Origin of the sequence: Pseudomonas sp. PS01298 (assembly GCF_029959745.1) — a bacterium.
GTDB lineage: Bacteria > Pseudomonadota > Gammaproteobacteria > Pseudomonadales > Pseudomonadaceae > Aquipseudomonas > Aquipseudomonas aylmerensis.
Genome location: NZ_JASCPP010000052.1, coordinates 1 through 24,819, shown reverse-complemented (window position 1 = coordinate 24,819; position 24,819 = coordinate 1). Strand labels below are relative to the sequence as shown.

Sequence of the window (24,819 nt, the reverse complement as noted above, 5' to 3'; positions counted from 1 at the left end):
CGTTGAGCAGCATCAGGCGCTGTGCATTTTACTATATAGCGATAGAGCGGAGCAGCCAAAGTGCAAACGCGCCGTGTGCCGACATTTTCTGTCGACAGCGCACTGCTTGCGCCTGCAGGTTCAGACGTGCAGCCACGCCAGGCTACCCAGCACCAAGGCGATGCCGCCGGCCGTGTAGGACATCCGTTTAAGCCACTCCTTGCGCGTCAGCAAGGTGATCGCCGCCAGCGAAATCGCGATCTGGATCGCGGTCATCGCCTGGGCCCAGCGGTGATGCTGGTGCAGCGCCTGTTCGGATTTCTCGTCCCATTCCTTCGAGGTGGCTTCAAGTTTCTCCGCCTGCTTGCGCACGTCTTCCTTCTGGCTTTTGTAGCGCTCGATCTCATCCTTGTAATGCGCAGCGTCCACACCGGGGATATGCGTGGCCAGTTCCGCCAGGTTTTGTCGGCTGGATTTGGCCTGGTAGTAGTTCCATTGGTTGGCCGCTTCAGTCTTGATGATGGCGGCGTTGTTCTTGTCCATCGCCGCTTCGCTTTCGGTGGAGCCGGCCTGGTAGCTGAGCATGGCACCGAGGGTGGCCATGAGCGCAGTCATCACGGCGATGCGGCTGGCGAAATTATCCCCGCGGCCGTGGGCATGTTCGGTGGTGTGTTCGAGGTGTTTTTCGTGGGGGCTGGGGACTTCGAAGGCTTCGGACATGGGGGAGTCTACGAACGGAATGAGGGAGTCTGATTCTTCACCACGCCAGCTGTCTCAATCCTGTACGTAACGCTGCAAATTTCCTACCTGCGCCTGATCAAGCGCACATACACCGCCGCGTTGATCAGCAGTACCAGCGCGCCCAGCCCCAGTTGGATCTGTGGCGTCAGCCCGGCCGGGTAGATCAGCGTGAGGATGTAGTGCTCGATGAATCCGCCGGCATAGCCGTCCTGTCCGGCGAGGTGGCGAAACAGGTTTTCCCAGCGGGTCAGCGGGCAGGGCAGGTGGAACACCTCCACCGCCACGCCCCACGCGGCGGCGGGCAGGTGCAGCCACATCACGGGCCGCCACTTGAGGGCCAGCAGCCCGCCGAACAGCACGAACAGGATGAAGCACAGGTGAAACAGCACGAGGCCGTCGGCTATAACGCGATAGAGCATGATGGGTTCGCTTTTAAGGGGGCCTGGGTCAGTCGCCGAGTTGTTGTTGCAGGTAGTCGATAAACACCCGCAGTTTCTTTGGCGTGTTGCTGCGGTTGAAGTAGTACAAATACAACGCGCTGTGGGTAATCCAGTCGCCCAGGACTTCCACCAACTCGCCGCTGTGCAAATACGCCTCGACACTGGAGCGCGCCACGTAGGCAAAGCCGAAGCCGTCGAGTGCGCCCCTGATCATCAGTTCGATGTCATTGGTCGCCAGTCGGCCCTTGACCGTGACCCGCAGCGGTTTGCCGTCTTTTTCGAAATCCCAGCGGTGCATCAGGCCGGTTTGTGCGCTGCGGTAGTTGACGCATTCATGCTCGAGCAAATCGTGAGGATGGGTCGGCACGCTGCGCCCCTGCAAGTAGCCGGGAGTGGCGACAATCACAAAGCGCAGTTGCCGGGCCACCGGGATCACCACCATGTCCTCGGCCAGCACGTGGTCGTAGCGGATTCCCGCATCGAAGCCCTGGGCGACGATATCGACCAGCGCGTTATCCACGGCCACTTCCAGATTGATCCCCGGGTGTTTGTGCAGGAAACCCTGCAACAGCGGTTGCAGCACCATGCGGCTGGCGGTGGAGGGGATGTTGAGGCGCAAGGTGCCGCTGGCCTCGACGGTAGCGGCGGCGACACTGTGCAAACTGGTTTCCAGCTCTTCGAGCAGCGGCGTGATTTTTTCCAGCAGCTGTGTGCCGGCCTCGGTCAGGCTGACGCTGCGGGTGGTGCGATTGAGCAGGCGCACACCCAGCTGTTTCTCCAGGGCGCCGACGCGCTGGCTGACGGTCGACACGGAAAGGCTGACGGCATCCGCCGCCTGGGTGAAGCTTTTGGTGCGCGCGACTTGTAGGAACAGGCGCAATTGCTGGAAATCCGGCGCGTCCATTGTGTGGTTTTTCCGAAAGGGGCTTGCGGATTATGCATCTTTTTAACAAGAACACCCGCGCGCATACTTTTTTCCTCACCTCACGAGGAATGCCCTTCATGACCGATTCAACTGCAAAACCTGTCTGGTTTATCACCGGTTGCTCCACCGGTTTCGGCCGTCAATTGGCGTTGCACACCTTGAGCCTCGGCTACCCGACGGTGGTGACCGCGCGCAATCCGCAACAGGTGCAGGACATCGTTGCCGGTCACGAAGACCACGCATTGGTGCTGGCCCTGGACGTGACGGACCAGGCCCAGGTCGAGGCGGCGGTGCAGGCGGCGCAGGCGCACTTCGGGCATATCGATGTGCTGGTCAACAATGCCGGGATCGGCTACTTCGGCGCGTTCGAAGAAAGCCAGCTGGACGAAGTGCGCCGCATGTTCGAAATCAACGTGTGGGGCCTCAGCGCCATGACCCGCGCGGTACTGCCCGGCATGCGTGCGCGGCGCTCGGGCACGGTGGTGAATATTTCTTCGGTGGGCGGTATTGCTGCGTTCCCCTCCCTGAGTTTCTACAACGCCACCAAGTTTGCCGTGGAGGGTTTGTCCGAAGCGCTGTCCCAGGAAGTCGCGCCGCTGGGGATCAAGGTCCTGCTGGTGGAGCCGGGGCCGTTCCGTACCGACTGGGCTGGACGTTCGGCCAACGAGGCCGCGCACGCCATCGACGACTACCGCGATACTGCAGCGGCCCGTGCCAGCACCGTGCGCAATTACAGCGGCAAGCAACCGGGTGATCCGGTGCGCGCGGCGATTGCCATCGTCAAGGCAGTGGAGGCCGAGCAGCCGCCGCTGCGCTTGCTGTTGGGCAAGGCTGCACTGGGCTTTGCACGCTCCAAGGTCAAGGCATTGAGTGCCGACTTTGAAGCGTGGGCGGACGTGACGCAGGGGGCGGATTTTCCTGAGTGAGCCTTGGGGGGGACGAAGGTAATCGTGGCCGCGGTGGTTGCTTGCAGGCAACCCGGGCCGCTATTGTGCTGAATCCTTTTAGTCCTTCCCCAGGGTGTTTTACTGATGAATGCACCGCGTACTGCAGTCGGTCCGATCAAGGCCGTGATTTTTGATATGGACGGATTGTTGCTGGACACGGAAGGCATCTACACCGAAGTCACGCAGATCATCGCCGAACGCTACGGGCGTACCTACGACTGGGGCATTAAGCAGCACATCATCGGGCGCGGTGCCCAGGACTTGGCCGATTATGTGGTCAAGGCGCTGGACCTGCCGATCACCCCGGCCGAGTTTCTCGAGATCCGCGAACCGCTGATGAGCGAGCGCTTTCCCAAGGCCCTGGGCATGCCTGGCGCCGAAGCGCTGGTGCGGCACTTGAAGGCGCACAACATCCCGATTGCCGTGGGCACCAGTTCGTCGCGTAATTCGTTTGGCCACAAAACCACGTTGCACCGCGAGTGGTTCGGGTTGTTCGACACCATTGTGACGGCTGACGACCCGGAAGTCGGTGCCGCCAAGCCAGCGCCGGATATCTTCCTCACCGCCGCGCGCCGACTCGGCGTGGCGCCTGAAGACTGCCTGGTGTTCGAGGATTCGCCGTTCGGTGTGACCGCCGCGAAGGCCGCCCACATGACCGCCATTGCGGTGCCCGACGAAGCCATGGCCGACAGCAAGTACCACCACGCCGACCAGATCATCCGCAAACTCGCGGAGTTTGACCTGGCTGCGTATGGCCTGCCGCCGTTCAATTAAATCCCACAATCAACTGTAGGAGCCCGGCTTGCCGGCGATGGCGTCCTCAAGATCGCCATCGCCGGCACGCCGGGCTCCTGCAAGGGTTATGCGCTGAAACCGCCATCAATGGTCAGGCTTGCCCCGGTGATGTAACCGGCCTCAGGCCCGGCGAGATACGCGACGAAACTGGCAATCTCTTCGACATGCCCGTAACGGCCCACGGCCATCAAGCCGATCAGGCTTTCGGCGAAGTCACTGTCTGCAGGGTTCATGTCGGTGTCCACCGGACCCGGCTGCACGTTGTTGATGGTAATGCCCCGTGGCCCCAGGTCGCGCGCCAGGCCTTTGGTCAGTCCCACCAGCGCCGCCTTGCTCATCGCGTACGGGCCACCGCCGCCAAACGGCATGCGCTCGGCATTGGTGCTGCCGATATTGATCACCCGGCCGCCTTCGCCCATGTGCCTGGCTGCTTCCTGGGTCGCGATAAATACACTGCGCACGTTGATCGCCAGGGTCTGGTCGAAATCTTCCAAGGTGAAATCTTCCAGCGGCGCGATGGCCAGTACGCCGGCGTTGTTTACCAGGATATCCAGGCGCCCGAAGGCTTCGACGGTGGCATTGACGGCGTTGCGAATCGCCGTGGCATCGGCGCTGTCGGCGTGAATCGCCAGGGCTTTGCCGCCTTCGCTGATTACGCTGTCCTGCAGGGCTTGCGCCTTGGCGGCCGAGCTGACGTAGGTAAAGGCGACCGCTGCGCCTTGTGCGGCCAGGCGCTTGACGATGGCGGCGCCGATGCCGCGAGAACCGCCCTGGATCAAGGCGACTTTGCCGGTGAGGTTTTGTGTGGTCATGTCGATCTCCGAGTAGTTGATGAGGCGAGTATCGACCTCACCCCAGCCACCCGGTAGACCGTGATTGCTATAGTCTGTGTAAACCAAAAGTTTTGAATGGGTTGATATGGAAAGCTTTGGCAGTATCGAATGCTTCGTGCGCAGCGCCGAGGGCGGCAGTTTTGCCGAGGCGGCGCGACACCTGAGCCTGACCCCGGCAGCGGTCGGCAAAAGCGTCGCCAAGCTGGAAGCGCGCCTCGGCGTGCGCCTGTTCCAGCGCAGCACCCGGCGCCTGACCCTGACCGAAGCCGGCAAACTGTTCCTCGAAGAAGTCAGCGCCAGCCTTACCACCATCCAGAATGCCGTGGCCAACCTGGCCAGCGCCGAAGGGCGGCCGGTGGGCACGCTCAAGGTCAGCATGGGCCCGGTGTTTGGCAATCGGTATGTGGTGCCACTGCTGGGAGAATTCATGCGGCGCTTTCCGGACATCAGCCCGGACTGGCATTTCGATAACCGCCAGGTCGACCTGATCGGCCAAGGTTTTGATGCCGCGATCGGCGGTGGTTTCGAGCTGCCGCAAGGGGTGGTCGCCCGCAAGCTGTCGCCGGCGCATCGCGTGCTGGTGGCCTCGCCGGATTACTTGGCGCGGCGCCCGCCGGTCCTTTCGCCTGAAGACCTGGCCCGCTGCAAGGGCATCCTGATCCGCTCGCCGCAAACCGGGCGCATTCGTTCCTGGCAACTCACCAGTATCGGGCGCGAACAGCGCCCGCTGGTGCTCAAGCCCGGTATGACCATGAGCGACTCGGAAGCCGCCTGCTGCGCCAGCGCCCAGGGCCTGGGCATCGCGTTGGTGAGCATGCCGATGGCCGTGCCGTTCCTCGACAGCGGCGCGGTCGTGCGGGTGCTGCCCGACTGGTACGTCGATGACGGCACTATCTCGATCTACTACGCCGAACACAAACTGCTGCCCGGCAAGACCCGGGCGTTTGTGGACTTCATCATCGAGCAGTTTGCCGAGCACCAGTTGGGCCGGCGATTCAGCGCGATTTGACCCGCCCTTGAACCGCGGTGACGCCATCGCGGGCAAGCCCGGCTCCCACAACCGACCCCATTCCAATGGGGGGCTGGCTTGCCAGCAATACCCCTACCTCGGCCTACCGACCAAGCCTGCCGGCCGACCCCATTCCAATGTGGGAGCTGGCTTGCCTGCGATAGCCCCACCTCGGTCTACCGATCAAACCTGCCCGGCCAGCCGATAACTTTCTTCGGCCGCGGCGTGGCATACGTACGAATCTTCGACGTCGACAACCCCAGCCGCACCAGGGATTCGGCGATGGTCACCGCCGCCGTCACGCCATCCACCACCGGCACCCCGGTGCGCTGGCGAATCTGCTCATCCAGCCCGGCCATGCCGCCGCAGCCCAGGCAGATCACCTCGGCCTTGTCCTCGCTGATGGCCAACTCTGCCTGGCGCACAATGGCTTCCATGGCCGCCAGCGGGTTTTCTTCCAGCTCCAATACGGCCATGCCACTGGCGCGCACCGAGGCGCAGCGCTGGTACAGGCCGGCGAGTTTCAGGCGGTCCTCGATCAGCGGCACGGTACGGTCCAGGGTGGTCACCACCGAATAGGCATGACCGAGAAACATCGCGGTGCTGGCGGCCGCTTCGGTGATGTCCACCACCGGCACGTTCAACAATTCCTGCAAACCTTCACGGCCGTGTTCGCCGTAGCCGGCCTGGATCACCGCATCAAACGGCTGGTCGTAGGCCATCACGCGGTCCATCACGGCGATGGCGGCCAGGTAGCTTTCAAAGTTGCCCTCCACCGACTCCGCACCGAAGTACGGCGTGAGCCCGACAATCTCGGTGCCCGGTGCCGCCGCAGCGCGTGCCTGTTGGGCAATGGTCTCGGTGATGGATTCGGTGGTGTTGACGTTGACCACGAGGATACGCATGGAAGGTCCTTGATTAATGACTGACGTTATCGACTGCAATGCTTTCGCCGCTGATATCGGCGTAGAACGCCTGGCGCTTGGCGATCAGCAGGTACAGCAGCCCTGCAATACCGGCGCCAAACAGCCAGGAAAACGGCGAGACGCTGGCAAATCCCGGCAACAGCGCCAACAGGATGGCGATCACCGCTGCAGGAATGAACGCCGCGACCGCGCGCATATTCACCCCACGGCTGTAGTAATAAACGCCTTTCGGGTCTTCGCTATACAGCTGGGGCACGTCCACCTGGCTTTTACGGATCAACCAGTAATCGACCATGATCACCCCGTACAACGGCCCCAGCAGCGCGCCCAGGCCAGAGAGGAAATACACGATCACCAGCGGGCTGTTGTAGAGATTCCACGGCAGGATCAGCACCGCCACGGTGGCGCTGATCAACCCGGCGCGGCGGAAGTTCAGGTACTTGGGCGCCAGGTTGCTCAGCACAAAGGCCGGCGCGACAAAGTTGGCCATGATGTTCACCGCCACGGTGACGATCAGGAACGCCAGGCAACCGAGCACCAGGAAAAACGTATTGGGGATGGCCGCGATGATTTCGGTGGGGCTTTCGATCACCCGGCCATTGAGCTGGAACTGCCCGCCGCAGAGCAGCACGGTGATCGCCGCGAACACCAGGATATTCACCGGCAGGCCCCAGAAGTTGCCGACCAGGATGGTCTTGCGGCATGGCGAGGAGCGGGCGAAGTCGCAGAAGTTGAGGATCAGCGTGCCGTAGATCGCCAGCCACAGCGCGCCACCTGCAAAGATATTGCGCCACATCTCACCGCCGCTCAGCGGTTCACGGATCGACCAGGCAATGTTGCCGCCCGCCTGGAAGTACATCCAGCCGGCCAGCGAGGCCACCGTCAGCAGAATCACCGGCCCGGCGAAGCCTTCATAGCGCCGCACCATCTCCATGCCGTAGGCCAGGATCACCAGCTGTACCAGCCAGATCGCGACAAAACACACCCAGCCAAGGGACGACAGGCCCAGGATCGAGTTGTGGTCATAGGCGGCGAAGCCTGGATGAATGGCGGTAAGCAACACGCGGAAAACGACCGAGGCCAGGTAGGTCTGGATACCGAACCAGGCAATCGCAATCACCGCGCGGATCAGTGCCGGGATCTGCGCGCCATGGATGCCGAAACTGATACGGCTGATCACGGGAAACGGCACGCCGGTCTTCTGCCCCATGTACCCCGACAGGTTCATGAAGAAATACACCAGCGCTGCGCCGATCTCCAGAGACAACAGGATCTGCCAGCCACCCAGGCCCAGGGCGTACAAGCCAATGGCGAACGAGTAGTTGGCGATGTTGTGCACATCGTTGGTCCACAGCGCAAAGATGCTGTAGCGGCCCCAGCGCCGGCCTTCGACCTTGGTGGGGGCCAGGTCCTTGTTGTGCAGACGCGGGCTCAGTACCAGCGGGCCGGGACCTGTGGTCTCGGGGCTCAGGGAGGAGGGCAGATCCAGTGCGATATTATTGGAGAGACTAGTACGCATTCCGGCAGGCTCCAGCACATCGGCAGGCAAGCCGCTGATGGCAAAGTGTATGTAGGTTTTGTTTTTATTGTATACAAAGCGTTTTTCACCTTAAGCCACATGCGTGCCAGTTTTCGTTCTATGAAAACGGCGGGTAATTTCGTTTTTGCAGGGTTGGTAAATAACTAGCTGAATCTAAAGCGATATAAATTGACCGTTCGAACAGCTATTTATTTTTACGCTGCCTGGGGTCGATTCAGGAGGGGAAGGGAAGGGCGTGTCGAGGTGTTACGTTATGGTGCGGGCTCAGAAAGATTGCACACATAAATGGCACCGATGGTTACATCTCTGTGTACATGATTGCTGGTAACAAACAACAAATGCAGGGCGGGCTTGCTACGGCGAGCCCGCTCCCAGATTGTTAGCCAAATCGGCCCTCAGGCCTTGCTGATGATGTTCCCGGCGTGCAGCCCGCATTCCTTCTGCGTGGCTTCTTCCCACCACCAGCGGCCTTCGCGCTCGTGCTGGTTCGGCAGCACCGGGCGGGTGCAGGGTTCGCAGCCGATGCTGATGAAGCCGCGTTCATGCAGGCTGTTGTAGGGCAGTTCGAGCATGCGGATGTAGCCCCAGACTTCTTCGCTGGTCATCTGCGCGAGCGGGTTGAACTTGTACAGGGTGCGTTCGGGGGTGGAAAACGCCGTATCGATTTCGAGTGCCGCCACCTGGCTGCGTGTGCCAGGGCTCTGGTCACGGCGCTGGCCGGTAGCCCAGGCGCTGACGCCCGAGAGCTTGCGACGCAACGGCTCGATCTTGCGCACGCCGCAGCATTCGCCATGGCCGTCCTTGTAGAAGCTGAACAGGCCTTTCTCTTTGACGAAAGGTTCCAGTTTGCTCTGGTCCGGCGAGATCAGTTCGATATCGATCTTGTAGAAATCGCGCACCTGCTCGATGAACCGGTAGGTCTCCGGGTGCAGGCGGCCTGTGTCGAGGCTGAACACCTTGACGTTCTTGTTGAGCTTCCAGGCCATGTCCACCAGCACCACGTCCTCGGCGCCGCTGAAGGAAATCCACAGGTCATCACCGAACTGGCTGAAAGCCAGCTTGAGAATATCCTGGGCGGATTTGTTGGCATAAGTCGCGGCGAGTTCAGCGACGTCGAAGGCTTGGTTCATCAGGACGGTTCCTACAGGTCAGTGGCGCTGAGCGCTCTATAGGGAAGTGATGGTATCAAAATCCGCCCTGCGTTGCGGCGGCGGGCTTGAATCGCTAGAGTTCGGCAGTCCTTTTTTGCTGGCTCAATTCAATAAAACCAATGGGAGCGTCTTGTGGAAATTGCCTGTCTTGACCTGGAAGGGGTGTTGGTTCCGGAAATCTGGATCGCCTTCGCCGAAAAAACCGGTATTGAATCTTTGCGGGCCACCACCCGGGACATTCCCGACTACGATGTGCTGATGAAGCAACGCCTGCGCATCCTCGACGAACACGGGCTGAAACTCGCCGACATCCAGGAAGTGATCGCCACCCTCACGCCGCTGGACGGCGCCATTGAGTTCGTCAATTGGCTGCGCGAACGCTTCCAGGTGGTGATCCTGTCCGACACCTTCTACGAATTCTCGCAGCCGCTGATGCGTCAGCTGGGCTTCCCGACGTTGTTGTGCCATCGCCTCATCACCGACGAAAACGACCGCGTGGTCAGCTACCAACTGCGCCAGAAAGACCCCAAGCGCCAATCGGTACTGGCGTTCAAGACGCTCTACTACCGCGTGATCGCCGCTGGCGATTCCTACAACGACACCAGCATGCTGGGCGAAGCCGACCGTGGGATTTTGTTCCATGCGCCGGAGAATGTGATTCGAGAGTTCCCGCAATTCCCGGCGGTGCATACGTTCGAGGATTTGAAGAAAGAGTTCATCAAGGCCTCGAATCGGCAGTTGAGCCTGTAACGACTATCCCTGGCAAGCCGGCGCCTGCAGGTCATGTGTAATCCATGTAGGCGCCGGCTTGCTGGTGAAAGATTCTAGGCCCCTGCCAGCAGCCGCTCATAAGGAATGCGCAGGCCTTCATGCAAGCGCTTGATCATCGAAAGGCTCAGCTTGCGCTTGTGATTCAGCACTTCGGAGACTCGCCCGCTCGTCCCAATGAAGGGCTCAAGATCACGGGCGGTCATGCCCAGTTGCTCCATGCGAAATTTGATCGCTTCCACCGGGTCCGAAGGCGGCATTGGAAAATGCTCCGCCTCGTATTTTTCGATGAGTATGGCGAGAATTTCCAGCTCGTCACCCTCAGGTGAGCCTATTGCTGCTCCCCAGATCTGTTCCACGCGGGCAAGCGCAGCGGTCAGGTCCTCCTGGGAATGTATCGGTTTGATGTTCATCACACGGTCTCCGCATTGATCTGGTCGTAGGGCGATTATCCGCATCGCTGCAACCTCCCAATTTGGGAGATCATAGGTGCAGGTGGGAAGGGATGCAATCGCGGAAATGATTTCTGACGAGCTGGCAGTCGCTTCATGTGATCCTTCACAGTGGGCTGGTGGGCGGTTGACGCTATCCGCCCGCCCATGCGCCGTCCACAACGGCTCTGATTCAGGTTTTTGCCAGGGTGGCCAGGAGGCCGGAAAGACGGCCCTACAGGTTTTCCAAAGTGTGTAACAACACCCGTACCTTGGTCAGCGACTCTTGATATTCGGCCTCCCACTGCGAGTCCGCGACGATCCCGCCGCCGCCCCAGCAGCACACCTGGCCGTCCTTGACCAGCAAACTGCGGATGGCGATGGAGCTGTCCATCTCGCCGCGCACGTCCAGGTACACCAGCGAGCCGCAGTACAGGCCGCGTCGGGTCGGTTCCAGCTCGTCGATGATCTGCATTGCGCGAATCTTCGGGGCGCCGGTGATGGAGCCGCCGGGGAAGCTGCCGGCGATCAGGTCGAGGGCATCCTTGGTGTCGGCCAATTCACCGGTCACGCTGCTCACCAGGTGGTGCACGTTGGGGTAGCTTTCCAGGCTGAACAGTTCCGGGACATGTACCGAGCCGGTACGGCAGGTGCGACCGAGGTCGTTGCGCAGCAGGTCGACGATCATCAGGTTCTCCGCGCGATCCTTGGGGCTGGCCAGCAGTTCGGCGGCGTTGGCCGCGTCTTCCTCGGGCGTGAGGCCCCGGGGGCGGGTGCCCTTGATCGGACGGGTTTCGACGCGGCGCTCGCTGATGTGCACGAAACGCTCCGGCGACAGGCTGAGTAGCGCGCCGTCATCCGGCAGGCTCTGGAACCCTGAGAATGGCGTGGGGCAGGCTTCGCGCAGCGCGCAGTAGGCCACCCAGGGATCGCCGCTGCACGGCGCGCGGAAACGCTGGGCGAAGTTGACCTGGTAGCAGTCGCCGGCCTGGATATAGTCCTGGATGCGCACGATGGCTTGGCGATAAGCCTCGGCGCTGAGGTCCGGCGCCATTGGCCCCTGGAGTTTGAAGGTCGCGGCGGTGTCGACAACGCCCTGGCTGAACAGCGCCGTCAGCCGTGGGCGCTCGCTGTCGGCCAGCGAGGGATGAAACACCAGTTGGCTGGTCTGCTTCAGGTGATCACTGATCAGTGCCCAGGCGTACAGCCCAAAGCGTGCGTCCGGCAGGTGCAAATCGTCCACGGCCAGCTGCGGCATGTGTTCCAGGTGCCGGCCAAAGTCGTAACTCAGGTAGCCAATCAGGCCTCCGGCAAACGGCAGCTCCAGACCTTGGGGAATCGCCGCCTCACCCAGCTGTGTCAGGTTTTCGCGTAGACGCTGCAGGAAATCGCTGCCGCTTTCGTCAGGTTGTACCGTCAACGTCGCCAGTGGCCAGGCGCTGAGCACGTCGTAACGACCGCGCTCGGCTGAGGGGCGGCCGCTGTCGAGCAGCACCGCGCCAGGGGCATGGCGGATCGCCGCAAAATACTCGGCGGGGTTGGCCCGGTAGGGCACTGGGTGTACGGAGCAGGTCGACATGCGGGGTGGATCAGCCGTTGGCTTGGGGGGAGGGGATTGTAGTCTTCTGTAGGATCTCGTCCTAGGGGGGATGTCGGGGATAGTTAGATCGAGGACCTATCCTGAGCGCTTCATTGCTACCCAGGCTGCTATCGCCGGCAAGCCGGCGATGACGCCCTCAGCCTTCTACCAGCGGTATATGCCCGAACATCTCCTGCACAAACTTCACTCGCTCCTCGGCGGTTTCCGTCACGCCGGCGGCTTTGAGTGTTTCCAGTCGCGCTTCGACCGCGTGGGTGCGCAGGGTCAGGCCGCAGTCGTTGGCGATCTGGATATTCAGCCCCGGCCGCGCATTCAGTTCCAGAATCAGCGGGCCTTTCTCCTGGTCCAGCACCATGTCCACGCCGATATAACCCAGCCCGCACAGCTCATAGCAGCCGGCCGCGAGCTTCATGAAACCGTCCCAGTTGGGCAGTTGCACGCCATCCACCGCGTTGGTGGTGTCGGGGTGTTTGGTGATGATGTTGTTCAGCCAGGTGCCGCGCAGGGTCAGGCCGGTGGCCAGGTCGACACCCACACCGATCGCGCCCTGGTGCAGGTTGGCCTTGCCGCCGGACTGGCGGGTCGGCAGGCGCAGCATGGCCATTACCGGGTAGCCCATCAGTACGATGATGCGGATATCCGGCACGCCTTCGTAGCTGATGCTCTTGAAGATCTGGTCGGGCACCACGCGGTATTCGATCAGCGCGCGGTCGCGGTGGCCGCCCAGGGAATACAGGCCGGTGAGGATGCTGGAAATCTGGTGCTCGATCTCTTCATGACTGATGATCTTGCCCGACACCGTGCGGTAGCGGCCCTCAAAACGGTCCGCCACCACCAGGATGCCGTCGCCGCCGGCGCCCTGCGCCGGCTTGATCACGAAGTCGCTGCGCCCGCCGATGATCTCGTCGAGCTTGTCGATTTCCTTCTCGGTGGAAATCACCCCGTACATTTCCGGCACGTGGATGCCGGCAGCCATGGCCCGTTCCTTGGTGATGATCTTGTCATCCACGATCGGGTACAGGCTGCGCTTGTTGTACTTGAGCACGTAGTCGGCATTACGCCGGTTGATGCCCATGATCCCCCGCGCTTCGAGGGCCTTCCAGGTCTTCCAGAAGCCGAACATTACGAGTCAGCCTTCAAGAAAGCCTTGAAGCGCACCAGTTCGGTCAGGCGGTAGCCGCGATAACGCCCCATGGCCAGCATGAAGCCCACCAGGATCAGCAGGATCGCCGGGAAGGTGAACACGAAGTAGACCAGCTCCGGCACGCTCATGATCAGGTGCGCCAGGGAGGCGGCGAACAGCGTGCCGATTGCGACTTTCAGCGCATGGTTGGCGCCGCGTTCTTCCCAGGTGATCGACAGGCGTTCGATGGTCATGGTCAGGATCACCATCGGGAACAGCGCCACCGACAGTCCGCGCTCCAGCCCCAGCTTGTGGCTGAACAGGCTGATGGCGGCGATCAGCACCACCACGAAGGTCAGCACCACCGAGAGCCTCGGCAGCATCTGCAGCTTCAGGTGTTCCAGGTAGGAACGCAGGGACAGCCCCAGCGCGGTAATAATGGTGAACAGCACAATCCCGAAGCCCAACTGCGTCTCGCGGAACGCCAGGGCGATCAGCACCGGCGTGAACGTGCCGAGGGTCTGCAGGCCGATCAGGTTGCGCAGGATCAGGATCACCAGCACACCGATCGGGATCATCACCATGATCATGAAGGTCTGCTGGGTTTGCAGCGGCAAGCCGTACAGCGAGTACTCGAGGAAGTTGGCGTCGGTGTTCTCGTCGGTCAGCTTGGCCAGGCGAATCGCGTTCATCTCGCTGTTGTTCAAGCTGAAGGTGACCATGGCTTTCTTGCCGCCATCCACGGTGATCAGGTTCTCATCGCCAGTCCACCACAGCAGGCGGTCGGCGGGCAGGCCTTGCTCGCCGGTCTCCGGGTTGAAGTACAGCCAGTCATTGCCGTTGAAGCTGCGCAGCCACAGTTCCGGGGCTTGCGGCTGGTCGGCCACCAGGCGGATGGTGTGGACTTTTTCCACCGGCACATGGGCGATGGACAGCAGCAACTCGACGATCTTGGCCTTGTGCGGCGTCGACGGGTCGCCCGCCAGCAGCAGCTTGACGTTGTCGTCGTTGAGGTTGTTGGTGCGCTTGATGGCTTCGCTGATAAAGGTCTCGACGTCGGCCGAGTGCTGGCGAATCGGCGCCAGCAGGGCTTCGGCGGCGATTTTTTCCGGGCCTTCCACGGCAATGCTGTCGCGGAAGGTCGGGCCCTTGACCTTGACCTTTTCGCCGCTGTAGCGCTTGGTCAATACCAGGCGATAGTAGAGGGTCTGGTTGCCCTTGGCCCGACGCGCCGACCAGGTGACCTTGCGGTTGCCGTCGATGCGATTGACGCTCACCCCATAGTTATTGGAGATGAAGCTTTCATTGAGGCTGACGAAGTCGCGGCTCAGCGGCGGCACGAACATCTGGATCTTCACCGGGTCCTTGGGGTTGGCGACGAACTCGACCTTGGCGTCGATGTTCCACAAGTCGTCAGTGGCGTCCTCGGTAACGGGAATCCCCAGCACGAAGATCTGGTAGGCGGTGACCGAAATACCCAGCACCACCAGGATGGTGATGAGGATTTTCAGGTGCAGGGTCAGAGAGCGCATTCGGTTTACTCGGCGGTATGAGCGTCGGCGGCGCAGGCGGGTTTGCCTGCTGCATATTTAAGACTGGGGTCGACCAGCGCATCAAAGCGTTTCAACGCTTCGGAGCCGATCAGCAGCGGGTATTGGAAGGCGCTGCGGTCAGTCAAGTTCACTTCGATGCTGCGTAAAGCGGTGCCCATGCAGATGTCGAGGGCAATCACCGGGCGGGCAGTGTAGTTCTTGTCCTCATCGGGGTCGTAGTCACCGGCGCGGCGCTTGATCTTGCTGACGCGGGCCAGGGGGCGTTCGATGGGATGGGAGTGGGCGGTGTCGATCGCCAGGTAGAAGCGCACCCAGGATTCGCCGTTGCGCTTGAAGCGCTTGATGTCACGGGCGCTGAGGGACGCGGTCTTGGCGCCCGTGTCCAGCTTGGCCGCGACTTCCAGGTCGATGCCGGCCAATTGGGCGTATTCGTTGAGGCCATACACGGTCTTCTCGGCGGCAATGCCAAGACCGGGGACGAACAGTAGGCAAAACAGGGGGAAGGGCTTGAGTCTCATAGATCCTGAGGCGGTGCAGTGCGATGTTCCATTCATGGCGACTGGCATTGCTGCTCAATCTCTGGTGCGCCGTTTCATCAAGCGATGTCAGGCAAATGCGGCGGGCATTCTAACATGATGCTTTTTTGGCGCCAGCGCTGGCAGCCGGCCATGCCGGGGGCGGGTGCATCAAGGGTTATTAGACGATTGTCGACAATGTGGATTTATTCTTTGACTAAGCAGGCCTGATTAGCTAGTTTTTGCGGCATTGCTTTTGAAGGTGTCGACAATATGCTGGGTCAGCCAGAAGCTCCGATAATCGCGTCGGACGAATCCCAAACGATGTCGGAGAACGTCTTTCGCCGTATCCAGGCCGCCATCGTCAAGGGTGAGATCGCCCCCGGCAGCAAGATCTCCGAGCCGGAACTGGCGCGCACTTACGGCATCAGCCGTGGCCCGTTGCGCGAGGCGATCCACCGCCTGGAAGGCCAGCGCCTGCTGGTGCGCGTGCCCCACGTGGGCGCCCGGGTCGTGTCGTTGAGCCATGCCGAGCTGATCGAACTGTATGAAATCCGCGAGTCGCTCGAAGGCATGGCGTGTCGCCTGGCCGCCGAGCGCATGACCGACGCGGAAATCGAGGAGTTGCGCCAGGTGCTGCACACCCATGAGCGCGACGAAGCATTCCAGGCCGGCCTCGGCTACTACCAGCAGGAAGGCGACTTCGATTTTCATTACCGGATAATTCAAGGCGCCGGTAATCGCACCCTGACCCAAATGCTCTGCGGCGAGCTGTACCAATTGGTGCGCATGTACCGCATCCAGTTTTCCGCCACCCCCAATCGTCCACGCCAGGCCTTCGCCGAGCACCATCGCATCCTGGATGCGATTGCCGACCGCGACGGCGAACTGGCCGAATTGTTGATGCGCCGGCACATCGGCGCTTCCAAACGCAACATTGCCCGTCATTTCCCCGACGGCGCCCCCCTGAAGAGGTGAGTCATGAGTTCTAACAACAAAAGCACTCCAGGCCAGCGTTTCCGTGACGCGGTCGCCAGCGAGCAGCCGCTGCAGGTGGTCGGTGCAATCAACGCCAACCACGCGCTGCTGGCCAAGCGCGCCGGTTTCAAGGCGATCTACCTGTCGGGTGGCGGGGTGGCTGCCGGTTCCCTGGGCGTGCCTGACCTGGGCATCACCGGCCTGGACGACGTACTCACCGACGTGCGCCGCATCACCGACGTGTGCGACCTGCCGCTGCTGGTGGACGTGGACACCGGCTTCGGCTCCTCGGCGTTCAACGTGGCGCGCACCGTCAAGTCGATGATCAAGTTCGGCGCCGCCGCCATCCACATCGAAGACCAGGTAGGCGCCAAGCGCTGCGGTCATCGTCCTAATAAAGAAATCGTGTCGCAGCAGGAAATGGTCGACCGCATCAAGGCCGCCGTGGATGCACGCACCGATGACAGCTTCGTGATCATGGCGCGCACCGACGCGCTGGCCGTCGAAGGCTTGGAATCGGCCCTGGAGCGTGCCGCCGCGTGCATCGAGGCCGGCGCCGACATGGTGTTTCCGGAAGCCATCACCGAGTTGGACATGTACAAGCTGTTCGCCTCCCGCGTGAACGCCCCGATCCTGGCCAACATCACCGAGTTCGGTGCGACCCCGCTGTACACCGTCGAACAGTTGAAATCTGCCGATGTTTCCATCGTGCTGTACCCGCTCTCGGCTTTCCGCGCCATGAACAAGGCCGCCGAGAATGTCTACACCGCGATCCGTCGCGACGGCACCCAACAGAACGTGATCGACACCATGCAAACCCGCATGGAGCTTTACGATCGCATCGACTACCACACCTTCGAGCAGAAGCTCGACGCACTGTTTGCCGCGAAAAAGTAATGCCTGCCAACCCTGCAGGAGCCGGCAAACCGGCTCCTGCAGGGTCGAGGTTGACGAACGCCTCCCGAATAAATTCAAGATTGGAGAACAGACATGGCTGAAGCAAAAGTACTGAGTGGCGCTGGCCTGCGTGGCCAGGTGGCCGGGCAGACCGCACTGTCGACCGTGGGCCAGGCGGGTGCCGGCCTGACCTATCGCGGCTACGACGTGCGCGAACTGGCCGCCGATGCGCAGTTTGAAGAAGTTGCCTACCTGCTGCTGTACGGCGAGTTGCCGACCAAAGCCGAGCTGGCCGCCTACAGCGCCAAGCTGGGCAAGCTGCGCGACCTGCCGCAAGCGTTGAAAGAAGTGCTGGAGCGCATCCCCGCTGACGCACACCCGATGGACGTGATGCGTACCGGTTGCTCGTTCCTGGGCAATATCGAACCCGAAAAAGACTTCAGCGTGCAGCGCGACGTGACCGATCGCCTGCTCGCCGCGTTCCCGGCGATCATGTGCTACTGGTACCGCTTCAGCCACGACGGCAAGCGCATCGACTGCGTGACCGAAGAGCCAACCATTGGCGGCCACTTCCTGCACCTGCTGCACGGCAAGAAGCCGAGCGAGCTGCACGTGAAAGTCATGAACGTGTCGCTGATCCTCTACGCCGAGCACGAGTTCAACGCCTCGACCTTCACCGCCCGCGTGTGTGCCTCGACCCTGTCCGACCTGTATTCCTGCGTCACCGCCGCCATCGGCTCGCTGCGTGGCCCGCTGCACGGCGGCGCCAACGAAGCGGCGATGGAAATGATCGAGCGCTTCGGTTCGGCCGAGGAAGCTGTCGAAGGCACCCTCGGCATGCTGGCGCGCAAGGACAAGATCATGGGCTTTGGCCACGCGATCTACAAAGACAGCGACCCGCGTAATGAAGTGATCAAGGGCTGGTCGAAAAAACTCGCCGACGAAGTAGGCGACAAGGTGCTGTTCCCGGTGTCCGAAGCCATCGACAAGACCATGTGGGAGCAGAAAAAGCTGTTCCCGAATGCCGACTTCTACCATGCCTCGGCGTACCACTTCATGGGCATCCCGACCAAGCTGTTCACGCCGATCTTCGTGTGCTCGCGCCTCACTGGCTGGGCTGCGCACGTGTTCGAACAGCGCGCCAACAACCGCATCATCCGTCCAAGCGCCGAGTACATCGGCGTCGAGCAGCGCAAGTTCGTGCCAATCGAACGTCGCTGAGTGAGGTAACCGGCGATCCGGGAATGGGTATGAGGTCAAGTGTGGGAGGGGACTTGCCCCCTCCCACATTTTGATCACATTCCAATTCTGGATCTGCTTCGGTTCTTCTTTTGTAACTACCGTGACCGAGTCCTGACGATGAACACTGAATTTCGCAAACCGCTCCCCGGCAGCCGCCTGGATTTCTACGACGCCCGCGCGGCTGTCGATGCAATCAGCCCCGGTGCCTACGCCACCTTGCCCTACACCTCCCGCGTGCTTGCGGAGAACCTGGTACGCCGTTGCGACCCGGCAACTCTCAACGCCTCCCTGAGCCAATTGATCGAGCGCAAGCGCGACCTCGATTTCCCGTGGTTTCCGGCGCGTGTGGTGTGCCATGACATCCTCGGCCAGACCGCGCTGGTGGACCTCGCCGGCCTGCGCGATGCCATCGCCCTGCAAGGCGGCGACCCGGCCCAGGTCAACCCGGTGGTGCCGACTCAACTGATCGTCGATCACTCCCTGGCGGTCGAAGCCGGTGGTTCTGACCCGGACGCCTTCGAGAAAAACCGCGCCATCGAAGACCGCCGCAACGAAGACCGTTTCCACTTTATCGAGTGGACCAAAAAGGCCTTCAAGAACGTCGACGTGATCCCACCGGGCAACGGCATCATGCACCAGATCAACCTGGAGAAAATGTCCCCGGTGATCCAGGTGCGCGACGGCGTGGCCTTCCCCGACACTTGCGTCGGCACCGACAGCCATACCCCGCACGTGGATGCCCTCGGCGTGATCGCCATCGGCGTCGGCGGCCTGGAAGCCGAGAGCGTGATGCTCGGTCGCGCGTCGTGGATGCGCCTGCCGGAAATCATCGGTGTAGAGCTGACCGGCAAGCTGCTGCCGGGCATCACCGCCACCGACATGGTGCTGGCGTTGACCGAGTTCCTGCGTCAACAGAAAGTCGTCGGTGCGTGGCTGGAATTTTTCGGCGAAGGCGCCTCGAAGCTGACCCTGGGCGACCGCGCGACCATCTCCAACATGGCGCCGGAATACGGCGCCACCGCGGCCATGTTCTATATCGATCAGCAGACCATCGCCTACCTGAAACTCACTGGCCGCGAAGACGAGCAAGTCACCCTGGTCGAGCAGTACGCTCGCCACACCGGTTTGTGGGGCGATGACCTCAAGGGCGCGCAATACGAGCGCGGCCTGACCTTCGACCTGTCCAGCGTCGTGCGCAATATGGCCGGCCCGAGCAACCCGCACGCTCGCGTCGCTACCCGCGACCTGGCTGCCAAAGGCATTTCCGGCCAATGGGATGAAGTGCCGGGGCAAATGCCCGACGGCGCGGTGATCATCGCCGCCATCACCAGTTGCACCAACACCAGCAACCCGCGCAACGTGATCGCGGCCGGCCTGCTGGCGCGCAACGCCAACAAGCTCGGCTTGACGCGCAAACCGTGGGTAAAGTCGTCGCTGGCCCCGGGCTCGAAAACCGTGGCCATGTACTTGGAAGAAGCCGGCCTGGGCCATGAGCTGGAAAAGCTTGGCTTCGGCGTGGTGGCCTTCGCCTGCACCACCTGCAACGGCATGTCCGGTGCACTCGATCCAGTGATCCAGCAGGAAATCATCGACCGCGACCTGTACGCCACCGCCGTGCTGTCGGGCAACCGCAACTTCGACGGGCGCATCCACCCGTACGCCAAGCAAGCGTTCCTGGCTTCACCGCCGCTGGTGGTGGCATACGCGATTGCCGGCACCATTCGTTTCGACATCGAAAAGGATGTGCTGGGCTTGGACGCCGAGGGCAAGGAAATTCGCTTGCAGGACATCTGGCCAAGCGATGAAGAAATCGACGCCGTGGTCAAGGCCTCGGTCAAGCCGGAGCAGTTCCGCGCCGTGTACATCCCGATGTTCGCCATCCACGAAGACACCGGCCCCAAAGTGGCGCCGCTGTACGAGTGGCGCCCGCAGAGCACCTATATCCGCCGTCCGCCGTATTGGGAAGGCGCCCTGGCCGGCGCCCGTCCGCTCAAGGGCATGCGTCCGCTGGCGGTGCTGCCGGACAACATCACCACCGATCACCTGTCGCCGTCCAACGCGATCATGCTCGACAGCGCCGCCGGCGAATACCTGGCGAAGATGGGCCTGCCGGAAGTCGACTTCAACTCGTACGCGACGCACCGTGGCGACCACCTGACCGCGCAGCGCGCGACGTTCGCCAACCCGAAACTGTTCAATGAAATGGTGCAGGAGAACGGCAAGGTCAAGCAGGGTTCGCTGGCGCGTATCGAGCCGGAAGGCCAGGTCACGCGGATGTGGGAAGCCATCGAAACCTACATGGAACGCAAGCAACCGCTGATCATCATTGCCGGCGCCGACTACGGCCAGGGCTCGTCCCGCGACTGGGCGGCCAAGGGCGTGCGCCTGGCCGGTGTGGAAGCGATTGCCGCCGAAGGCTTCGAGCGCATCCACCGCACCAACCTGGTCGGCATGGGCGTGTTGCCGCTGGAATTCCTGCCGGGCACCGACCGCCACACCCTGCAGATCGACGGCAGCGAAACCTATGACGTGGTCGGTGAGCGCACCCCGCGTGCGCGACTGACACTGGTGATCAACCGCAAGAATGGCGAACGTGTCGAAGTGCCGGTGACCTGCCGCCTGGACACCGCCGAAGAAGTGTCGATCTACGAGGCGGGCGGCGTGTTGCAACGTTTTGCCCAGGACTTCCTGGAATCGGCGGCGACCGCCTGAAGAGGATAACCATGGCACACGCAGCGCAAATCAAGATCCCCGCCACCTACATGCGTGGCGGCACCAGCAAGGGCGTGTTTTTCAGCCTCAAGGACCTGCCCGAAGCGGCGCAGGTGCCGGGCGCCGCACGCGATGCCTTGCTGTTACGGGTCATCGGCAGCCCCGACCCCTATGACAAACAGATCGATGGCATGGGCGGCGCCACGTCGAGCACCAGCAAGAGCGTGATCCTCGCCAAAAGCGCCCGCGCCGATCACGACGTGGACTACCTGTTTGGCCAGGTCTCCATCGACAAGCCGTTTGTCGACTGGAGTGGCAACTGCGGCAACCTGTCGGCGGCAGTCGGCTCGTTCGCGATCAGCGCCGGATTGATCGACCCGGCGCGCGTGCCCCGCAACGGCGTGGCCGTGGTGCGGGTGTGGCAGGCCAATATCGGCAAGACCATCATCGCCCACGTGCCGATCACTGACGGCGCGGTGCAGGAGACCGGCGATTTCGAGCTGGATGGCGTGACCTTTCCGGCTGCCGAAGTGCAGCTGGAGTTCATCGATCCGGCGGCGGAAGAAGAGGGCGGTGGTGGCTCTATGTTCCCTACCGGCAACCTGGTCGACGACCTCGAAGTTCCGGGTGTCGGCACCTTCAAGGCGACATTGATCAACGCCGGCATCCCGACGATTTTCATCAACGCCGAAGACCTCGGCTACACCGGCACCGAGCTGCAGGGCGCGATCAACAGCGACCCCAAGGCGCTGGCGATGTTCGAAACCGTGCGCGCCCATGGCGCGTTGCGCATGGGCCTGATCAAGCACCTGGACGAAGCCGCCCAGCGTCAACACACGCCGAAGGTCGCGTTTGTGGCTAAACCTGCGGATTACGTGGCGTCCAGCGGCAAGGCGATCAAGGCCGGCGATGTGGATTTGCTGGTGCGCGCACTGTCCATGGGCAAGCTGCACCACGCGATGATGGGCACCGCCGCGGTGGCGATCGGCACGGCAGCGGCGATTTCCGGCACGCTGGTCAACCTCGCTGCAGGCGGCATCGAGCGTAATGCCGTGCGCTTCGGGCATCCGTCCGGCACCTTGCGCGTCGGCGCGGAAGCGACCCAGGTGAACGGTGAGTGGGTCGTGAAAAAAGCCATCATGAGCCGCAGTGCGCGGGTATTGATGGAAGGCTGGGTGCGCATTCCCGGCGACGCTTTCTAATATCAACACCGCTCCCTTGTGGGAGCGGGCTTGCCCGCGATGACGGCGTGTCAGGCCACACTTGTCTGAACTGACAAACCGCTATCGCCGGCAAGCCAGCGCCTGCAAAGGGGGCGAGGATTTGCGTAGGACCAAGGCAGGCAATCAGACCTGCCATGACACATCAACCTGACCCTGAGGATGGAACAACCCCTAACTTTTGGAGAACTGCCATGAGCACCAACGTCGACCAGAACAACCGCCCCGACTACGACCAGGTGTTGCAGGACATCGCCGACTACGTCCTCGATTACCGGATCGATTCCGAGGCGGCACTGGACACCGCCCGCAACTGCCTGATGGACACCCTCGGTTGCGGGCTGCTGGCCCTGCGTTTCCCCGAGTGCACCAAGCACCTCGGGCCGATGGTCGAGGGCACGGTGGTGCCGTTCGGCGCGCGGGTGCCGGGCACGTCGTTTCGCCTCGACCCGGTCAAGGCGGCCTGGGACATCGGTTGCATCGTGCGCTGGCTCGACTACAACGACACCTGGCTCGCCGCCGAGTGGGGCCACCCGTCGGATAACCTCGGCGGCATCCTGGCCGTGGCCGATCACCTCTCGCAGAAACGCGTGGCCAATGGCGATACGCCGCTGACCGTGCGCGCGGTGCTGGAAGCGATGATCATGGCGCATGAGATCCAGGGCGTGATCGCACTGGAAAACTCCTTCAATCGCGTCGGCCTTGACCATGTGCTGCTGGTGAAAGTCGCCTCGACTGCCGTCACCGCCAAGCTGATGGGCGCCAATCGCGAGCAACTGCTGGCGGCGCTGTCTCACGCCTTTGTCGATGGCCAGGCCTTGCGCACCTACCGCCATGCGCCGAACGCCGGCTCGCGCAAATCCTGGGCGGCGGGGGACGCGTCGAGCCGTGGCGTACGCCTGGCGGACATCGCCCTGCGCGGTGAGATGGGCATCCCCGGTGTGCTGAGTGCGCCGCAGTGGGGGTTCTACGATGTGCTGTTCAGCCACACCAACAAAGACCTGGCCCTCAAGCCCGAAGACAAGCGCGCGTTCAGCCTGTCCCAGCCGTATGGCACCTATGTGATGGAGAACGTGCTGTTCAAAATCAGCTTCCCCGCCGAGTTCCATGCGCAAACCGCCTGCGAGGCGGCGGTGACCTTGCACCCGCAGGTCAAGGAGCGCCTGCACCAGATCGAACGCATCGTGATCACCACTCATGAGTCGGCGATTCGCATCATTTCCAAGGTCGGCCCACTGGCCAACGCCGCCGACCGTGACCACTGCCTGCAATACATGACCGCCGTGCCGCTGGCGTTCGGCAACCTGGTGGCCGAGCAGTACGAAGATGAATTCCACGCGGCGCACCCGATCATCGATGAGCTGCGCGACAAGATGGTCATCGTCGAAGACCCACGCTACAGCCGCGAATACCTGGAAGCCGACAAGCGCTCGATCGCCAACGCGGTGCAGGTGTTTTTCAAGGACGGCTCCAGCACCGAGCAGGTCGCGGTGGAATACCCGATCGGTCATCGTCGGCGTCGGGTGGATGGCATTCCGTTGCTGGAGGACAAGTTCAAGGCCAACCTGGCCACACGCTTCACCGCGCAGCGCAGCGCCGAGATTTTTGCCTTGTGCAAAGACCAGGCACGGCTTGAAGCCACACCGGTAAACCGGTTTGTCGATTTATTCGTGATCTAGCCAGCGTGTCGGACCCGGCTTGTGTGGGAGCCGGGCTTGCCCGCGATGGCATCGCCTCGATACTTCTGGAGGACCGAGGTGAATTCGCAGGCAAGCCAGCTCCCACAGGTGGTCGGTGTCGTGCAGACGGGCTTGCAGGCATGCCGGTAAACCGGTTTGTCGATTTGTTCGTGATCCAGCCAGCGTTTCGGACCTGGCTTGTGTGGGAGCCGGGCTTGCCCGCGATGGCATCGCCTCGATACTTCTGGAGGACCGAGGTGAATTCATCGCAGGCAAGCCAGCTCCCACAAGGGGTCGGTGTCGTGCAGACGGGCTTGCAAGCCACCGGTAAACCGGCTTGTCGATTTGTTCGTGATCTAGCCAGCGTGTCGGACCCGGCTTGTGTGGGAGCCGGGCTTGCCCGCGATGGCATCGCCTCGATACTTCTGATGTACCGAGGTGAATTCATCGCAGGCAAGCCAGCTCCCACAGGTGGTCGGTGTCGTGCAGACGGGCTTGCAGGCACACCGGTAAACCGGTTTGTCGATTTGTCGTGATCTAAAAGCAACATCAATCCAGTGTGGGAGCCGGGCTTGCCCGCGATGGCATCACCTCGATACTTCTGGCATACCGAGGTGGATTCATCGCAGGCAAGCCAGCTCCCACAAGTGGTCGGTGTCGTGCAGACGGGCTTGCAAGCCCACCGGTAAACCGGTTTGTCGATTTGTGGTGATCTAAAAAGCACCATCGATCCAATGTGGGAGCGGGCTTGCTCGCGAATACGGTGGACCAGTCAGCTCATGTGGCGCTGACACACCGCCTTCGCGAGCAAGCCC

General features: G+C 62.0%; 22 protein-coding genes. 10 read left to right on the top strand and 12 right to left on the bottom strand.

All coding sequences use genetic code 11. The features are described from left to right. Positions 1–120 precede the first annotated feature (120 nt). The 3 genes from QMX97_RS18560 to QMX97_RS18550 form a co-directional block, all read right to left on the bottom strand. Positions 121–699, bottom strand: coding sequence for a DUF4337 domain-containing protein (locus QMX97_RS18560; protein WP_282397359.1), 579 nt, complete (start codon positions 697–699; stop codon positions 121–123). Positions 700–782: 83 nt separating this feature from the next. Further along, positions 783–1,139 (bottom strand): DUF2784 domain-containing protein, encoded by a 357-nt coding sequence (locus tag QMX97_RS18555; RefSeq protein WP_106802922.1) that lies wholly within the window; start codon positions 1,137–1,139, stop codon positions 783–785. Positions 1,140–1,167: 28 nt separating this feature from the next. Further along, on the bottom strand, positions 1,168–2,064 hold the full coding sequence (locus QMX97_RS18550; protein WP_262133418.1) for a LysR family transcriptional regulator: 897 nt from the start codon (positions 2,062–2,064) through the stop codon (positions 1,168–1,170). Positions 2,065–2,162: 98 nt separating this feature from the next. Here QMX97_RS18550 and QMX97_RS18545 point away from each other — a divergent pair, with 98 nt between their 5' ends. Then, complete coding sequence (locus tag QMX97_RS18545) at positions 2,163–3,011, top strand: oxidoreductase (protein WP_282397358.1); 849 nt, start codon at positions 2,163–2,165, stop codon at positions 3,009–3,011. A gap of 105 nt (positions 3,012–3,116) precedes the next feature. After that, positions 3,117–3,806, top strand: a complete 690-nt coding sequence (locus tag QMX97_RS18540) for an HAD-IA family hydrolase (protein WP_106802925.1) — start codon at positions 3,117–3,119, stop codon at positions 3,804–3,806. 86 nt (positions 3,807–3,892) lie between these two features. Here QMX97_RS18540 and QMX97_RS18535 read toward each other — a convergent pair whose 3' ends face one another. Then, positions 3,893–4,639, bottom strand: coding sequence for a 3-oxoacyl-ACP reductase family protein (locus tag QMX97_RS18535; protein ID WP_106802926.1), 747 nt, complete (start codon positions 4,637–4,639; stop codon positions 3,893–3,895). Between the two features lie 106 nt (positions 4,640–4,745). Between QMX97_RS18535 and QMX97_RS18530 the strand changes: the two genes are divergently transcribed. Further along, positions 4,746–5,669 (top strand): LysR family transcriptional regulator, encoded by a 924-nt coding sequence (locus QMX97_RS18530; protein ID WP_282397357.1) that lies wholly within the window; start codon positions 4,746–4,748, stop codon positions 5,667–5,669. Between the two features lie 176 nt (positions 5,670–5,845). Here QMX97_RS18530 and QMX97_RS18525 read toward each other — a convergent pair whose 3' ends face one another. From QMX97_RS18525 to QMX97_RS18515, 3 genes are all read right to left on the bottom strand, one after another. Next, the gene (locus tag QMX97_RS18525) at positions 5,846–6,574 is read right to left on the bottom strand and encodes an aspartate/glutamate racemase family protein (RefSeq protein WP_282397356.1); all 729 of its coding nucleotides are present in this window, start codon (positions 6,572–6,574) and stop codon (positions 5,846–5,848) included. Between the two features lie 13 nt (positions 6,575–6,587). Next, complete coding sequence (locus tag QMX97_RS18520; RefSeq protein WP_282397355.1) at positions 6,588–8,114, bottom strand: NCS1 family nucleobase:cation symporter-1; 1,527 nt, start codon at positions 8,112–8,114, stop codon at positions 6,588–6,590. A gap of 416 nt (positions 8,115–8,530) precedes the next feature. Next, a complete protein-coding gene (locus QMX97_RS18515) occupies positions 8,531–9,265 on the bottom strand; it encodes a phosphoadenylyl-sulfate reductase (protein WP_016973617.1) in 735 nt (244 codons plus the stop codon). Between the two features lie 153 nt (positions 9,266–9,418). Here QMX97_RS18515 and thrH point away from each other — a divergent pair, with 153 nt between their 5' ends. Then, a complete protein-coding gene (gene thrH / locus QMX97_RS18510) occupies positions 9,419–10,036 on the top strand; it encodes a bifunctional phosphoserine phosphatase/homoserine phosphotransferase ThrH (protein ID WP_282397354.1) in 618 nt (205 codons plus the stop codon). A gap of 74 nt (positions 10,037–10,110) precedes the next feature. Here thrH and QMX97_RS18505 read toward each other — a convergent pair whose 3' ends face one another. The 5 genes from QMX97_RS18505 to QMX97_RS18485 all read right to left on the bottom strand — a co-directional run bounded on the left by QMX97_RS18505 (position 10,111) and on the right by QMX97_RS18485 (position 15,279). Further along, positions 10,111–10,467 (bottom strand): transcriptional regulator, encoded by a 357-nt coding sequence (locus tag QMX97_RS18505; protein ID WP_120449487.1) that lies wholly within the window; start codon positions 10,465–10,467, stop codon positions 10,111–10,113. Positions 10,468–10,720: 253 nt separating this feature from the next. Continuing rightward, entirely contained in the window at positions 10,721–12,064 is a 1,344-nt protein-coding gene (pabB, locus tag QMX97_RS18500; protein ID WP_282397353.1) for an aminodeoxychorismate synthase component I, read from the bottom strand. Between the two features lie 157 nt (positions 12,065–12,221). Further along, positions 12,222–13,208 (bottom strand): alpha-L-glutamate ligase-like protein, encoded by a 987-nt coding sequence (locus QMX97_RS18495; protein WP_106802933.1) that lies wholly within the window; start codon positions 13,206–13,208, stop codon positions 12,222–12,224. After that, positions 13,208–14,740 (bottom strand): inactive transglutaminase family protein, encoded by a 1,533-nt coding sequence (locus QMX97_RS18490; RefSeq protein ID WP_065909494.1) that lies wholly within the window; start codon positions 14,738–14,740, stop codon positions 13,208–13,210. The genes QMX97_RS18495 and QMX97_RS18490 overlap by 1 nt, the downstream gene beginning before the upstream one ends. A gap of 5 nt (positions 14,741–14,745) precedes the next feature. Continuing rightward, positions 14,746–15,279 (bottom strand): ATP-dependent zinc protease, encoded by a 534-nt coding sequence (locus QMX97_RS18485; RefSeq protein ID WP_065909496.1) that lies wholly within the window; start codon positions 15,277–15,279, stop codon positions 14,746–14,748. Between the two features lie 270 nt (positions 15,280–15,549). Here QMX97_RS18485 and QMX97_RS18480 point away from each other — a divergent pair, with 270 nt between their 5' ends. The 6 genes from QMX97_RS18480 (at position 15,550) to prpD (ending at position 24,004) form a co-directional block, all read left to right on the top strand. Continuing rightward, positions 15,550–16,254, top strand: a complete 705-nt coding sequence (locus tag QMX97_RS18480) for a GntR family transcriptional regulator (protein ID WP_065909498.1) — start codon at positions 15,550–15,552, stop codon at positions 16,252–16,254. 3 nt (positions 16,255–16,257) lie between these two features. Further along, on the top strand, positions 16,258–17,151 hold the full coding sequence (prpB, locus tag QMX97_RS18475; RefSeq protein WP_282397352.1) for a methylisocitrate lyase: 894 nt from the start codon (positions 16,258–16,260) through the stop codon (positions 17,149–17,151). 93 nt (positions 17,152–17,244) lie between these two features. Then, complete coding sequence (gene prpC, locus QMX97_RS18470; RefSeq protein ID WP_120449478.1) at positions 17,245–18,372, top strand: 2-methylcitrate synthase; 1,128 nt, start codon at positions 17,245–17,247, stop codon at positions 18,370–18,372. Positions 18,373–18,510: 138 nt separating this feature from the next. Continuing rightward, positions 18,511–21,105, top strand: a complete 2,595-nt coding sequence (gene acnD, locus QMX97_RS18465) for a Fe/S-dependent 2-methylisocitrate dehydratase AcnD (RefSeq protein ID WP_282397351.1) — start codon at positions 18,511–18,513, stop codon at positions 21,103–21,105. Between the two features lie 11 nt (positions 21,106–21,116). Further along, positions 21,117–22,307, top strand: coding sequence for a 2-methylaconitate cis-trans isomerase PrpF (gene prpF / locus QMX97_RS18460; RefSeq protein ID WP_282397350.1), 1,191 nt, complete (start codon positions 21,117–21,119; stop codon positions 22,305–22,307). Between the two features lie 212 nt (positions 22,308–22,519). After that, positions 22,520–24,004 (top strand): 2-methylcitrate dehydratase, encoded by a 1,485-nt coding sequence (gene prpD, locus QMX97_RS18455; protein ID WP_282397349.1) that lies wholly within the window; start codon positions 22,520–22,522, stop codon positions 24,002–24,004. The last annotated feature ends 815 nt before the right edge of the window (positions 24,005–24,819 follow it).

Coding starts and splice junctions, on each gene's coding strand:
- QMX97_RS18560 (WP_282397359.1), bottom strand. CDS start 699: ATGTCCGAAGCCTTCGAAGTCCCCAGCCCCCACGAAAAACACCTCGAA.
- QMX97_RS18555 (WP_106802922.1), bottom strand. CDS start 1,139: ATGCTCTATCGCGTTATAGCCGACGGCCTCGTGCTGTTTCACCTGTGC.
- QMX97_RS18550 (WP_262133418.1), bottom strand. CDS start 2,064: ATGGACGCGCCGGATTTCCAGCAATTGCGCCTGTTCCTACAAGTCGCG.
- QMX97_RS18545 (WP_282397358.1), top strand. CDS start 2,163: ATGACCGATTCAACTGCAAAACCTGTCTGGTTTATCACCGGTTGCTCC.
- QMX97_RS18540 (WP_106802925.1), top strand. CDS start 3,117: ATGAATGCACCGCGTACTGCAGTCGGTCCGATCAAGGCCGTGATTTTT.
- QMX97_RS18535 (WP_106802926.1), bottom strand. CDS start 4,639: ATGACCACACAAAACCTCACCGGCAAAGTCGCCTTGATCCAGGGCGGT.
- QMX97_RS18530 (WP_282397357.1), top strand. CDS start 4,746: ATGGAAAGCTTTGGCAGTATCGAATGCTTCGTGCGCAGCGCCGAGGGC.
- QMX97_RS18525 (WP_282397356.1), bottom strand. CDS start 6,574: ATGCGTATCCTCGTGGTCAACGTCAACACCACCGAATCCATCACCGAG.
- QMX97_RS18520 (WP_282397355.1), bottom strand. CDS start 8,114: ATGCGTACTAGTCTCTCCAATAATATCGCACTGGATCTGCCCTCCTCC.
- QMX97_RS18515 (WP_016973617.1), bottom strand. CDS start 9,265: ATGAACCAAGCCTTCGACGTCGCTGAACTCGCCGCGACTTATGCCAAC.
- QMX97_RS18505 (WP_120449487.1), bottom strand. CDS start 10,467: ATGAACATCAAACCGATACATTCCCAGGAGGACCTGACCGCTGCGCTT.
- pabB (WP_282397353.1), bottom strand. CDS start 12,064: ATGTCGACCTGCTCCGTACACCCAGTGCCCTACCGGGCCAACCCCGCC.
- QMX97_RS18495 (WP_106802933.1), bottom strand. CDS start 13,208: ATGTTCGGCTTCTGGAAGACCTGGAAGGCCCTCGAAGCGCGGGGGATC.
- QMX97_RS18490 (WP_065909494.1), bottom strand. CDS start 14,740: ATGCGCTCTCTGACCCTGCACCTGAAAATCCTCATCACCATCCTGGTG.
- QMX97_RS18485 (WP_065909496.1), bottom strand. CDS start 15,279: ATGAGACTCAAGCCCTTCCCCCTGTTTTGCCTACTGTTCGTCCCCGGT.
- QMX97_RS18480 (WP_065909498.1), top strand. CDS start 15,550: ATGCTGGGTCAGCCAGAAGCTCCGATAATCGCGTCGGACGAATCCCAA.
- prpB (WP_282397352.1), top strand. CDS start 16,258: ATGAGTTCTAACAACAAAAGCACTCCAGGCCAGCGTTTCCGTGACGCG.
- prpC (WP_120449478.1), top strand. CDS start 17,245: ATGGCTGAAGCAAAAGTACTGAGTGGCGCTGGCCTGCGTGGCCAGGTG.
- acnD (WP_282397351.1), top strand. CDS start 18,511: ATGAACACTGAATTTCGCAAACCGCTCCCCGGCAGCCGCCTGGATTTC.
- prpF (WP_282397350.1), top strand. CDS start 21,117: ATGGCACACGCAGCGCAAATCAAGATCCCCGCCACCTACATGCGTGGC.
- prpD (WP_282397349.1), top strand. CDS start 22,520: ATGAGCACCAACGTCGACCAGAACAACCGCCCCGACTACGACCAGGTG.